This is a genomic window from Nocardia sp. CY15, from assembly GCF_009829295.1.
In the GTDB taxonomy this organism is placed as follows: Bacteria; Actinomycetota; Actinomycetes; order Mycobacteriales; family Mycobacteriaceae; genus Nocardia; species Nocardia sputi.
The window spans coordinates 70,401-82,602 of the sequence record NZ_VUOT01000016.1; the positions used below are offsets into that span (position 1 = coordinate 70,401).

10 protein-coding genes are annotated in these 12,202 nt (G+C 69.8%); 4 read left to right on the forward strand and 6 right to left on the reverse strand.

The genetic code is table 11. From position 1 onward, the window contains the following. Window positions 1-106 precede the first annotated feature (106 nt). The 3 genes from GVY39_RS19095 to GVY39_RS19105 all read left to right on the forward strand — a co-directional run bounded on the left by GVY39_RS19095 (window position 107) and on the right by GVY39_RS19105 (window position 3,129). Window positions 107-1,159: a nucleoside hydrolase gene (locus GVY39_RS19095; protein WP_159926424.1), complete on the forward strand. Its 1,053-nt coding sequence runs from the start codon at window positions 107-109 to the stop codon at window positions 1,157-1,159. Beyond that, on the forward strand, window positions 1,156-2,040 hold the full coding sequence (locus tag GVY39_RS19100) for an amidohydrolase family protein (RefSeq protein WP_159926422.1): 885 nt from the start codon (window positions 1,156-1,158) through the stop codon (window positions 2,038-2,040). Before GVY39_RS19095 ends, GVY39_RS19100 begins: the two co-directional genes overlap by 4 nt. A 126-nt stretch (window positions 2,041-2,166) precedes the next feature. Beyond that, complete coding sequence (locus GVY39_RS19105; RefSeq protein WP_195140030.1) at window positions 2,167-3,129, forward strand: endonuclease/exonuclease/phosphatase family protein; 963 nt, start codon at window positions 2,167-2,169, stop codon at window positions 3,127-3,129. Window positions 3,130-3,157: 28 nt separating this feature from the next. Here GVY39_RS19105 and meaB read toward each other — a convergent pair whose 3' ends face one another. From meaB to GVY39_RS19120, 3 genes are read right to left on the reverse strand one after another with little or no spacing between them, the layout of a single operon-like run. Continuing rightward, complete coding sequence (gene meaB / locus GVY39_RS19110) at window positions 3,158-4,201, reverse strand: methylmalonyl Co-A mutase-associated GTPase MeaB (RefSeq protein WP_159926418.1); 1,044 nt, start codon at window positions 4,199-4,201, stop codon at window positions 3,158-3,160. Next, entirely contained in the window at window positions 4,198-6,477 is a 2,280-nt protein-coding gene (gene scpA / locus GVY39_RS19115; RefSeq protein WP_159926416.1) for a methylmalonyl-CoA mutase, read from the reverse strand. Before scpA ends, meaB begins: the two co-directional genes overlap by 4 nt. Further along, window positions 6,477-8,333, reverse strand: a complete 1,857-nt coding sequence (locus GVY39_RS19120; RefSeq protein ID WP_159926414.1) for a methylmalonyl-CoA mutase family protein — start codon at window positions 8,331-8,333, stop codon at window positions 6,477-6,479. The genes scpA and GVY39_RS19120 overlap by 1 nt, the downstream gene beginning before the upstream one ends. Window positions 8,334-8,607: 274 nt before the next feature. Between GVY39_RS19120 and GVY39_RS19125 the strand changes: the two genes are divergently transcribed. Continuing rightward, window positions 8,608-9,291, forward strand: coding sequence for a TVP38/TMEM64 family protein (locus GVY39_RS19125; protein WP_201295270.1), 684 nt, complete (start codon window positions 8,608-8,610; stop codon window positions 9,289-9,291). Window positions 9,292-9,298: 7 nt separating this feature from the next. Here GVY39_RS19125 and GVY39_RS19130 read toward each other — a convergent pair whose 3' ends face one another. The 3 genes from GVY39_RS19130 to GVY39_RS19140 form a co-directional block, all read right to left on the reverse strand. Further along, entirely contained in the window at window positions 9,299-10,201 is a 903-nt protein-coding gene (locus tag GVY39_RS19130) for a S1C family serine protease (RefSeq protein ID WP_195140054.1), read from the reverse strand. 320 nt (window positions 10,202-10,521) lie between these two features. Then, window positions 10,522-10,890 (reverse strand): nuclear transport factor 2 family protein, encoded by a 369-nt coding sequence (locus tag GVY39_RS19135; RefSeq protein ID WP_159926410.1) that lies wholly within the window; start codon window positions 10,888-10,890, stop codon window positions 10,522-10,524. Window positions 10,891-11,037: 147 nt separating this feature from the next. Beyond that, the gene (locus GVY39_RS19140; RefSeq protein WP_159926408.1) at window positions 11,038-11,979 is read right to left on the reverse strand and encodes a CorA family divalent cation transporter; all 942 of its coding nucleotides are present in this window, start codon (window positions 11,977-11,979) and stop codon (window positions 11,038-11,040) included. Window positions 11,980-12,202 lie beyond the last annotated feature (223 nt).

Here is a 12,202-nt window from a genome sequence, read left to right on the forward strand (position 1 = left end):
ACCGCGTCTCAGACAAACGTACTAGACACATGTACTATCTGGCGCGACCACCTGGTTACCGTGACCTCCGCGCCGCGCCGGGGTCTCGGCTCGCTAGTCTCGTGCCGTGCGGCAGAAGATCATCCTGGACGTCGATACCGGCATCGACGACTCCCTCGCGCTGCTGTACCTGCTCGGTTCCCCCGAGGCCGAGATCGCCGGGATCGCCGCCACGGCCGGCAACGTCGGGGCGGCGCAGGTGGCGGCGAACAATCTGGCTTGGCTCGACCTCTGCGACGCGCCCGAGATCGAAGTGGCGCTGGGCGCCGCCGATCCCTTGGCGATCCCGCTGCGCACCACCGAGGACACGCACGGACCGCAGGGCATCGGCTACGCCGAGCTACCCGTGTCGGCTCGCCGCCTGTCTCCGCGATCGGCCGCGTCGATGTGGGCGGAACTGGCGCGCGCGCATCCCGGCGAGATCGTCGGCCTGTGCACCGGACCGTTGACCAACCTCGCCCTCGCCCTCCGGATCGAACCGGACCTGCCGCTGCTGCTGAACCGTCTGGTGATCATGGCCGGCGCGTTCAACCATCCGGGAAACACGACCCCGACCAACGAGTGGAACGTGCACGTCGACCCGGAGGCCGCCAAAGAGGTCTTCGACGCGTTCGCCGCCGCGCCCGCCGAGCGCAGGCCGATCGTCTGCGCGCTCGACATCACCGAGACCATCGAGATGCGTCCCGAGCACCTGGTCCGCCTCGCCGAACGCGCGAAGAGCTTCCCGGTGGAGATCGTCTCACCGGCCGATCCGCCCTGGAACCGCTCGGCCACGAGCAACCCGATCGTCCGGCACGTCACCGATGCCGTGCGGTTCTACTTCGATTTCCATCACGGCTACGACCTCGGATATCTGGCTCATATGCACGATCCGTTCGCGGCCGCGGTGGCACTGGACCCGGCGCTGGCCCGCACCCGCCCCGCGACAGTGGACGTGGAGTTGGCGGGCGCGATCACCCGCGCCACCACGGTCGCCGACTGGACGGGCATGTGGGGCCGGGAACCCAACGCCGAGATCGTGATCGGCACCGACCCGGAGCTGTTCTTCGACCGCCTGATCGCCCGCGTGGGCGACTTCGCGCGAACGGTGCACCCGCCCGCCGCTCAGGAGGTCCGATGACCGGCGCCGATGACACGGCCTACCTGTCCGCTTTCCGCGCCGGGCTGGGACTGCCCGGCATCATCGACGTTCACACCCATTTCATGCCCGACCGGGTGATGCGGAAAGTGTGGGCGTACTTCGACGCGGCCGGTCCGCTGACCGGCCGCAGCTGGCCGATCACCTACCGCGCCGACGCCCAGGTCCGGTTGAAAACCCTGCGCGACTTCGGTGTTCGCGCGTTCACCGCGCTGGTGTACCCACACAAGCCGGACATGGCGGCGTGGCTCAACGAGTGGACCGCCGACTTCGCCGCACGCACCCCGGATTGCCTGCACACCGCCACGTTCTTTCCCGAGCCGCAGGCGGCGAACTATGTCGGGGAGGCGGTCGAAGGCGGAGCCCGCGTGTTCAAAGCGCACGTCCAAGTCGGCGGCTATCATCCGGGCGACCCGCAGCTGGACCCGGTGTGGGGTCTGCTCGAGGACGCGCGCGTTCCGATCGTCATCCATTGTGGTTCCGGCCCCGCCCCCGGAACGCATACCGGGCCGGAGCCCATCGCCGGCGTGCTGCGGCGGTTTCCGCGCTTGCGGCTGATCGTCGCGCACATGGGCACACCCGAGTACTCCGAGTTCCTCGACCTGGCCGAGAACTACCCGGAGGTGCGGCTGGACACCACGATGGTGTGGACCGATTTCTCCGAGGCCGACGCGCCCTTCCCGAGCCACGAACACGGCAGGCTGCGCGACTTCGCCGATCGCATTCTGTTCGGCAGCGATTTCCCCAATATTCCGCATTCCTATAGTCATTCGATCGAGGCGCTGGAACGTCTCGATCTCGGTGACGACTGGTTGCGCCGGGTCTGCCACCACAACGCGGCGGCATTGTTCGGCATCGAATGACCGGCCGATCGGTTCAGGCAGCCGCCGACTCCTCGGCGACACAGTCCGATCGCGACCCGCGCACCACGGCCTCCCGGGCACGAACCGCCGGAACGCTCCGAACCATCGGTGTGTTCGAGTGTGGGTGTGAGATCGAAGGCCGTTCGAGTCGGTGTCGACCTGCTCGCGTGGATTGCCGCACTGACCGGGGCCGCGGGGGTCGCTTTGCACTTCAACGGGTCGTCATCCCGCGTTCTGGCCCTCGCGGCTTCGGGAGCGCCGTATCTGATGAGCTCCACGCTCGTGGGAGCGGCGGCGTTCCTGGCCAGGCGGCACTGGATCGGAGCGGGAGTCGCGATCCTCGTCGGCGCCACCGCGCTGTGGACACAAGCTCCGCTGTACGCCGGTAGCCCCGGCCACGAGGACGGTCACCCGGTCACGGTGATGCAGGCCAATCTCCTCTTCGACGGAGCTGATCCCAGGGCGCTGGTCGACGAGGTGCGCGCGCGGGACGTCGCCGTGCTCACCGTCAACGAGCTCACCCCCGCGGCGATCGAGGATCTCGGCCGCGCGGGCCTCGACCAGTTGTTGCCCTACCGGTATGTCTCCCCGGCCAGAACCGCGGCCGGGACTGGAATCTGGAGCAGCTACCCCTTGTCGGAGACCGTCGAATACGACGGCTACGTGCTCAACCAGCTCTCGGCGACGGCGCGGATCCCCGGCCTCGGACCGGTCACGGTGTACGCCTTCCATCCGGTGCCGCCGGTGTACGGCACGCGGGTCTGGGCCGACGAGTTGTCCCGGCTGCGCGCGATCCTGGAACGATCGCCCGCGGATCGACCGGCGATCGTCGGTGGCGATTTCAACGCGACCTACGACCACCGGCAGTTCCGCGCGTTGCTGTCCGGCCGCTTCGGCGACGCGGCCGAACAGGCGGGAGCCGGACATCTGGTCACCTATCCGACCGACAAGCGCTGGCCGCCGCTGGTCGGCATCGACCACATCCTGATCGCCGGTGGTCGCGCGGGCGCCGTCGACACGGTGGAACTTCCGGGTGCCGACCACCGCGCTGTGGTGGCGCGGGTCTACTTCAACGGCACGCGGCAGTAACCGACACCCGTGCCGCGGGCTTACCGGATCAGCGGCCGTCGAAGGCGCGAAGCAGTTCCTCGGCGGCGAGCGCGGCGGTGAGCGTGCCGTCGCGGACCTGCTTTTCCACCTGCGCCCGAATGGCTTTCACCTCCGGGTTGTCGGCGAGCCTGCGCAGCAACTGGTCGTGCACCATGGTCCAGGTCCAGTCGACCTGCTGGCGGCGGCGCTGCGCATCGAACTCCCCGGCGTCGGTGAGCACCCGGCGGTGTTCGAGCACCGTGTTCCAGAAGCGATCCAGACCGACGCCTTCCAACCCGCTCATGGTCAGCACCGGTGGACGCCACAGCGCGTCGTGCGGGTGGATCAGGCGCAGCGCACCCGCGAGCTCCCGCGCCGCGGCCTTGGCCTCGACCTCGTGTTTGCCGTCGGCCTTGTTCACCGCGACGACGTCGGCGAGTTCGAGCACGCCCTTCTTGATGCCTTGCAGCTGGTCGCCGGTCCGGGCCAGGGTGAGGAAGCAGAACACGTCGACCATGTTCGCGACGGTGACCTCCGACTGACCTACGCCGACGGTCTCCACCAGGATCACGTCGTAACCCGCCGCTTCCAGCAGTGCGATGGTCTCGCGCGTGGCCTTCGCGACGCCGCCGAGCGTGCCCGCGGTGGGCGAAGGCCGGATGTAGGCGTCACGTTCCACCGACAGCCGCGCCATCCTGGTCTTGTCGCCGAGGATGGAGCCGCCGGTCCTGGTCGAGGACGGGTCGACCGCGAGCACGGCGACCCGGTGCCCCTGCCCGATCAGGTACATGCCGAGCGCGTCGATGAAGGTCGATTTGCCGACCCCGGGAACGCCCGTGATGCCGACCCGGTTGGAGGGCGCGGCCGCGGAGCCCGCCTCCGGCGTGAGCTTCAGCAGCAGTTGCTGCGCCAGCGCCCGATGATCGGCCCTGGTGGACTCCACCAACGTGATCGCCCGCGCCAGGGCGGCCCGCTCGTTGGCGCGGACCGCCGCGGCGAGGGCGTCGACGTCGATCGTCCGGCGCGCGGCCACCCTCGGGGTGTCCCGCGCCGCGGAACCGGCTTCGCTCATTCGGTCGCGGCGGAATCCGCGGCGCCGCTGCCGAGTTCGTGACCGAGTTCGGCGCCGAGCTTCTTCAGCAGGTCGATCGCCGCGTCGGCGATCACCGTGCCGGGCGGGAAGATCGCCGCCGCGCCGGCCTGGTAGAGCTCGTCGAAGTCACCCGGCGGGATGACGCCGCCGACGATGACCATGATGTCGGGGCGCCCGGCATCGGCCAGCGCCTGCCGCAGGGCGGGCACCAGCGTGAGGTGGCCTGCCGCCAGCGACGACACGCCGACGACGTGCACGTCGTTGTCGGCTGCCTGCCGCGCCACCTCTTCCGGGGTCTGGAACAGCGGGCCCACGTCGACGTCGAAGCCCAGGTCGGCGAAGGCCGTGGCGATCACCTTCTGTCCCCGGTCGTGGCCGTCCTGCCCCATCTTCGCGACGAGGATGCGCGGCCTGCGACCCTCCGCTTCGGCGAATTCCTCGACCAGCTCACTCGCCTTCGTGATGTTGCTGACCTTTCCTGCCTCGTCGCGGTACACACCGGAGAGCGTACGGATCTCGGCCTGGTGGCGGCCGAACACCTGCTCGAGCGCGTCGGAGATCTCACCGACGGTGGCCTTGGCCCGCGCCGCGTCGATCGCCAGCGCGAGCAGGTTGTTCGCCATGCCGCCCTCGGAAGAGGCCGCTGCGCGGGTCAATTCGGCCAGCGCCCGCCGCACGGCGTCGGGGTCGCGCTCGGCGCGCAGCCGCCGCAGTTTCTCGAGCTGCTCGGCGCGCACCCGCGAGTTCTCGACCTTGAGGACCTCGACCTGCTGGTCTTCCTCGACCTGGTACTTGTTGACGCCGATCACCGGTTGCTGTCCGGTGTCGATACGCGCCTGGGTGCGGGCAGCGGCTTCCTCGATGCGCAGCTTCGGGATTCCCTCGCCGATCGCCTGGGCCATGCCGCCGTGCGCCTCGACCTCGGCGATGTGCGCGCGGGCGCGGTTGGCCAGCTGGTGGGTGAGCCACTCGACGTAATACGAGCCGCCCCACGGGTCGATCGGACGGGTGGTGTTGGACTCCTGCTGGATCAACAGCTGGGTGTTGCGGGCGATGCGGGCGGAGAAGTCCGTCGGCAGCGCCAGCGCCTCGTCGAGCGCGTTGGTGTGCAGCGACTGGGTGTGGCCCTGGGTGGCGGCCATCGCCTCGATGCAGGTGCGGGCGACGTTGTTGTAAGCGTCCTGCGCGGTGAGCGACCAGCCGGAAGTCTGCGAATGGGTGCGCAGCGACAGCGATTTCGCGCTCTTCGGGTTGAACCCCGCGACCAGCTCGCTCCACAGCAGGCGCCCGGCGCGCAGCTTGGCCACCTCCATGAAGAAGTTCATGCCGATGGCCCAGAAGAACGACAGCCGCGGCGCGAACTTGTCGACCTCCATGCCCGCGTCGATGCCGGCGCGAATGTACTCGACGCCGTCGGCGAGGGTGTAGGCCAGCTCCAGGTCGGCGGTCGCGCCCGCCTCCTGGATGTGATAGCCCGAGATGGAGATCGAGTTGAACTTCGGCATCTTCGCGCTGGTAAAGGCGAAGATGTCGGAGATGATCCGCATCGAGGGCTTCGGCGGGTAGATGTAGGTGTTGCGGACCATGAACTCCTTCAGAATGTCGTTCTGAATGGTTCCGGCCAGCTGCTCGGGAGCGACGCCCTGCTCCTCGGCGGCGACGACGTACAGCGCCAGGATCGGCAGTACCGCGCCGTTCATCGTCATCGAGACGCTGACCTGGTCCAGCGGGATGTGGTCGAACAGCTGCCGCATGTCCAGGATCGAGTCGATGGCGACGCCCGCCATGCCGACGTCGCCCTGTACCCGCGGATGATCGGAGTCGTAGCCGCGGTGGGTGGCCAGGTCGAACGCGACCGACAGACCCTTCTGGCCCGCCTGCAGATTGCGCCGGTAGAAGGCGTTCGAGTCCGCGGCGGTGGAGAAGCCCGCGTACTGGCGGATGGTCCACGGCTGGTTGACGTACATCGTGGGGTACGGCCCGCGCACGAACGGCGCGACGCCGGGCACGCTGTCGAGCGGATACCCTTCGGCCGCGATGGCATCCCGGTCGGCCTTGGTGAACACCGGCGGCACATCGATGCCTTCGGGCGTCGACCACACCAGCTGTTGCGGGGCGTACTGGTTGGCCGCCGCGGCGGCGCGCACGTACTTCGTCACCTGGGCCGCGTCGACCGCGGCGGGCTCCGGTGCGCGCTCGGTCAGCGGGACATCGGCGAAACTGCCGATCACGTGCTTGATCTCACGAGTAGTCATCAGGCTCCCACCTTCTCCAGCAGGCCGGACAGCGCGGCGACGGCGTCGATGCGGGCGGCGAGGAATCCGTCCGGCCGCTGCGCGTCCTCGAGTTCGGCGAGGGCTTTCGCCGAGCCGGCCAGCAGCACGGTGGGCACGCCCGCGGCGCGCAGTTGTTCCACCGCCGCACCGGCTTCGGACCCGTAGCGCGTGTCCGATCCGCACAGCACCGCGATCGGCGCCCCGGCTTCGGTTGCCGCGGAGGCGATTGCGCTCACCTCGAGCGGACCGGGGTTGATCGACTCGATGCCGCCCGAGGCCAGCAGGTTCGCGGTGAAAGTGACCCGTACGTTGTGCTCGGCCACCGAACCGAGCGGCACCAGCAGCGCCTTCGGCCGCGCACCGTGTGCGGCGAGGTAGGCGTCGGAGCGGTTGCGCAATTGCTCGAACGCGGCGCCGTAGCGGGCTACCCGTCCGGTCTGCCGCGCCGCCTCCGACAGCGGCTGCTCGGACAGGTTCGGGAATTCGTTCACGCCGGTGACGGCGGTCTTGCGGTGGGCGACATCGCTGTCGCGGGCGGCCTTGGTCGCGGCGACGCGCTCGGCGAGCAGACCGGACTCCAGCGCGGCGAGGTAGCCGCCTGCCGCCTCGATCTCCTGGAGGAACTCCCACGCTTTCGCCGCCAGCGCGGCGGTGAGGTCTTCGATGTACCACGAGCCCGCACCCGGATCCAGCACATGGCCCAGATGCGATTCCTCGAGCAGCAGCAGCTGGGTGTTGCGGGCCATGCGGTCGGCGAACGCCTTCGAGACGCCGAGTTCGCCGGGCGGCAGGGCCGAGTCGAACGGCAGCACGGTCACGGTGTCGGCGCCGCCGATGCCCGCGCCGAACGCGGCGAGCGTGGTGCGCAGCATGTTCACCCAGGGGTCGCGCTGGCTCATCATGGCGGCCGAGGTGACCGCGTGCTGCGGCGCACCGCCGAAATCCGGTGCGCCGCACACCTGCGCGACCCGCCCCCACAGCTGCCTGGCGGCACGGAACTTGGCGATGGTGGCGAACTGGTCGTCGGTGGCCGCGAACCGGAACTCCAGTTGCCCCAGTGCGTCCGCGATGTCCAGGCTCTCGGTCAGCGACCGGAGGTAGGCCAGGCCCGCGGCGACGGCCGCGCCCAGTTCCTGTGCGTCGGAGGCGCCCGCGTCGTGGAACACGGTGCCGTCCACGGTGATCGCGCGGACCGTCTCCGGCCGCCCTGCCGCCTGCCCGGCGAGCGCGACGGCCTCGGCGAGGCCGATATCGGCGAGGTCGGCGAAGCGGCTGGTCAACGGTGCGGCGCCGAGGGCGATCCGGATGTCTTCGCGCTCGGGTGCCGCGTACTCATCGAGCACGGCGAACACCCGCGCCGCCGCGGCGGCGGCCTCGCCGCCCGCGTCCAGCGTGAGCGGGGCCAATTCGAACAGCAGGCCCGCCAGGGCGGTCGGCAGATCCGCCACCGGCACGCCGCGCTCCCCCGCGCCGAGCCAGATCGCGCTGATCCCGTTCTCCAGTCCGGCGAGGATCTCGCGATTGGCCGCCGCGGCGTCGTGTCGGACGACCCGCGCGCCGACGAACCAGCCCCGGTGCGGGTCGCGGGTGGCGTCCCGGCCGCGGACGAAGGGGAAGGTCCCGGGCAGCGGCTGCTCCGGCAGCTCGTCGCGCCGGGTGTAGAGCGGGGCGACGGTCAGCCCGTCGTAGGTGGTTTCGTCGAGCAGCCGCTCGGGCTCCTCGGGAAGGTCGGTGACATCGACGCGGCGAGCCTTCGCCAGCACCCCGGCTACACCCTTGCGCCATGCGGCGTATTCGGGCACCTGATCCGCACCCGGATCTGAAGCAATCGGCATAGCTTGCTGTTCCTCTTCCTCAACGCGGACGCACCGGCAGTGTGCGCCCGATTCCCTCACATTCGCCCAGCTCAGCGACTACTTCGGTTAACGAGCATTCGTCCCGCTTCCACTGATGCTAGCGGGCGGATTCGCGGCCGGTTGATCCTGCCCGCCACTACCAACCGGTAACCTGTCGCGGGTGACCGAGCGTGGCGAGGGAACAATCGAATACAGCGCCGATGGGCACGACGCCGATGAACACGACACAGCCGAACGCCGGCGAGGCGGAGTCGTGACGAGGCTGATCCGTGACCCGCGTATCGTCGCGCTGATCGTCGGGGCGGTCGCGTTGTTCGGCGCGGCGCTGCTGGTTCCGCTGCCGTCGCCGCGGCAGGTGCACGAGTGGGCGACGTCCGTCGGCCCGGTCTTCCCGCTGCTGTTCTTCGTGGTGCACGCCCTGGTGACGGTCGCGCCGATCCCACGCACCGTGTTCACCGTGAGCGCCGGGCTGCTGTTCGGCCCGCTGCTGGGCATCACGCTGGCGGTGGGTGCCACGACTGTCAGCGCGGTGCTGGCGATCCTGCTCGTCCGGGCCCTCGATCGAGATCGAGTCGCCGCACGCCTCACCCATCCCGCGGTCCGCGCCATCGACGACCGTCTCGCGCGCCGAGGCTGGCTGGCGGTGGGCTCGCTGCGGCTGATCGCGGCGGTGCCGTTCTCGGTGATCAACTATTGCTGCGGATTGTCCTCGATCCGGTTCTGGCCGTATCTGGTCGCCACGGTGCTCGGCGTGCTACCCGGCACGATCGGCACCGTCATCCTCGGCGATGCGCTCACCGGGACGACTCATCCGGCGATGCTGGCGCTGTCGGGCGTCTGCCTCGCGGTCGGCATGGCCGGATTGGTCCTCGACGCGCGATGGAGAACGGCGCCACCCGCGCCGATGGCCGCCGCCGAGCCCGTCGCCGCGAAGTAGGCCGCGCTCAGTCCGCGGCCAGTTCCACCGGGACCGCGATCACGTCCACCATGGCCCCGTTGCGCAGCACGGTCACGGGCAACTGCACACCGATCGCCTCGGCGAACAATTGACGCTGGATGCCTTGCGCGTCATGCACTTGCGCACGCGCCACGCTCAGCACGAGATCGCCGCGGCGCAGCCCGGCGTGCTCGGCGGGGCCGCCGCGGACCACCTCGACGATGCGCACCCCGGCGCCCTGCCCGGTGCGCGCGGCGACCGGCTCCGGCAGCGGCGCCGGCACACCGACCAAGCCGAGGTACGCGCGCCGGACGCGTCCCTCGGTGTGCAGCGTGCCGATGATCCGGCGCGTCGTCGCGTTGATCGGGATGGCCAGGCCGAGACCGATGCCGGCGACCGCGGTGTTGATGCCGACCACCCGGCCGGCCGAATCCGACAACGCTCCACCGGAATTACCGGGGTTGAGCGCGGCGTCGGTCTGGATCACGTCCTCGATCACCCGCCCGGCGCGGCGGGAGGCGACCGGAACCGCGCGCCCGAGCGCGCTCACCACGCCCGCGGTGACCGAACCGGCCAGGCCGAGCGGGTTGCCGACCGCCACCACCAACTGACCGACCACCAATCGGTCGGCGTCGCCGAGGGTGACCGCGTCCGGGGCGCCGTCGCGTGCGCGCAGCACCGCCAGATCCGACAGCGGATCCACTCCGATCACGTCGAAACGCGACTCCACCCCGTCGGCGAAGACCACCTCGCCCCCGCGCGCCACGCCGATGACGTGCGCGTTGGTCAGCAGATACCCGTCGTCGGTGAAGATCACCGCCGATCCGCTCCCCCGCCTGGTCCGCACACTGGCCACATGCGGCGTCACCGACGCCGCCACCGCGATCACCGTGCGCGAATAGGCATCCATCGCGGCGTTGTCCACGCCGACCACCACCCTGCTTGCCGGATTGCACTCCTGGGGTCCAGGATGCCTTCAGGGCGCGGGCGACGCACCGTGTTCGCCATAGGCGCAACGGGACCGCTGGGCGCCGGGCGTGTCGTGGTGGCCTGCGCCTGGTGCGCGACCGGCCACCGCCATCTCCGCAGCGGCTTCGCGTTCGGAAGCGACACCGACGCGACTCGGCCCGACCGCGATTCCCGCAGTTCACCACGGACGGATTCGCGCATTCTCCGCTGTCGCTCCCGCACGTGTCGAGCCGAGCCGACGCCCGTCGAGGGGCAGACCCGTCAGGCCGAGGGCAGCCGGTCGAGAAAACCGTGCACATTCGTGATCCGCCCGTCGGCACCCAGGGTGATCACGTCCGACCCCGCGACCGGGGCGCTGCCGTCGGCCGCCGACACCAACTCCCAAGAGAAACGGGCGATGTCGTGGTGGCCGTCGACCTCGCCGAGGCGACGGAACTCGAAGCCGGGGAACTGCGCCTGCGCGCCTGCGATCGCCGCCGCCAACTCGGCGTGCCCGCTCACCTCGGCGAGCGGATCGGTGTACCCGCCGTCCTCGGCCCAGGCAGCCGCGACCGCCGCGGCCCTGGTCTGCTCGTCGGTGGCATTCCACGCGGCGAAGTACCGATCGACCGCTTCCTCGTAGCGCGACATGATGAATCCTCCTGTGCCGTAATGGTTTTCGTCCGCCGACCCGCTCTTCCGTTCGGCTGTCTCCAACCTTGCCGTGCCGCGGGCCGCGCGTCGATTACGCGCGAGGTAATGATCGCCGGAAACGAGTGGCGGCCACGCGGCCCCGACTCAGCGCAGTCGGCCCTTCTTCTCGAGGTAGGCCCACGGGATCGCGGCGGCCAGCAGCGTCATCAGGGTCACCGCCAGAATCTCGTACGGCCAGGACAATGCGGCGACGAGGGCGAAATAGATTCCGGAGCAGGTGACGATCAGCGTGGGCGGCAGGAGGACCGCGGTGATGAAGGTCCAGACCCCGAGGGCCCGGCCACGTTGCGCGTCCAACCGGATCTTCACGGCTTGCTGCAGGTAGCGGGCCTTCTCGTGCGCGAAGCCCGCTTGCTGCGCCACCCCTTCGATGTCGGCGGCGAGAATACGGATCGAACCGTTCAGCTCGTGGCCGGGCACCGTGTCGGCCGTCAAGTGGCGCGCGGCACGGGCCAGTTGCAGCTGGGCCTGCCGGGTGCGCGAGACGACCTGTTCGGTCGCGTTCATCCGCGATATGGTGCCGTGCAGGTCGGGAATCCCGATCGCACGCCCGCGCCGATCGTCGCCGTCCGCCGCCGTCTGGATCTCGTCGCTCATCGCCTCCAGCGCGTCGACGGCGTGGTGGATCACCCGCTCCGACTCCTCGTTCAGCGCCCACAGCAGCGCGTACATCACGCCCTGCGCGGAACCGGCGAGGGCGGGATCGCGGCGCATCTTCGTGACCGCTTTGTCGAACGGGAGGAAATGTTCCGACGGCTGCAACGTCACCAGGAACTCACCGCCCAGTGCGAAGACGATCGTCTCGCGTTCGATGGTCTCGCCGCGCCGGTAGGTGGCGGCCACCGGGAAATAGCGGAAGTTGTCGCTCTCCCACACCTGGGTGCGCGCGGCGGTGAAATCGATGCCGAGCCGTTCCCGGAGCACGGCCGCGGTGTCGGCGTCGTCGGCGGCGAGCGGAATCCAATGCTGCTGAAGCACTTCGGTGTCGAAGTGGTCGGCGGTCACGGCATTGAGAAAGGTCGTCATCGGCTACTGCTGCCCCGAGAACCTGTGTGACGAGGAGCAGGAGCCGACCGGCTGCCGCGGATGGCCACCGTGCACGGTCGGCACGCCCGGGCCGGTGGAGAGGGGGCGATCGGTGGTGGACCGGATCGCCTGATGCTCCAGATAGACTGGGTGAGGCGATATTTCGGCATTTCCGAGCAATGTGGCCATAGCGGGGGCTCCAATACTTACTATCGTTCGGGCT

Excerpts from the sequence above, each read along its gene's own strand:
- GVY39_RS19100 (WP_159926422.1), top strand. The coding sequence starts at position 1,156 with ATGACCGGCGCCGATGACACGGCCTACCTGTCCGCTTTCCGCGCCGGG.
- meaB (WP_159926418.1), bottom strand. The coding sequence starts at position 4,201 with ATGAGCGAAGCCGGTTCCGCGGCGCGGGACACCCCGAGGGTGGCCGCG.
- scpA (WP_159926416.1), bottom strand. The coding sequence starts at position 6,477 with ATGACTACTCGTGAGATCAAGCACGTGATCGGCAGTTTCGCCGATGTC.
- GVY39_RS19120 (WP_159926414.1), bottom strand. The coding sequence starts at position 8,333 with ATGCCGATTGCTTCAGATCCGGGTGCGGATCAGGTGCCCGAATACGCC.
- GVY39_RS19130 (WP_195140054.1), bottom strand. The coding sequence starts at position 10,201 with ATGGATGCCTATTCGCGCACGGTGATCGCGGTGGCGGCGTCGGTGACG.
- GVY39_RS19135 (WP_159926410.1), bottom strand. The coding sequence starts at position 10,890 with ATGTCGCGCTACGAGGAAGCGGTCGATCGGTACTTCGCCGCGTGGAAT.
- GVY39_RS19140 (WP_159926408.1), bottom strand. The coding sequence starts at position 11,979 with ATGACGACCTTTCTCAATGCCGTGACCGCCGACCACTTCGACACCGAA.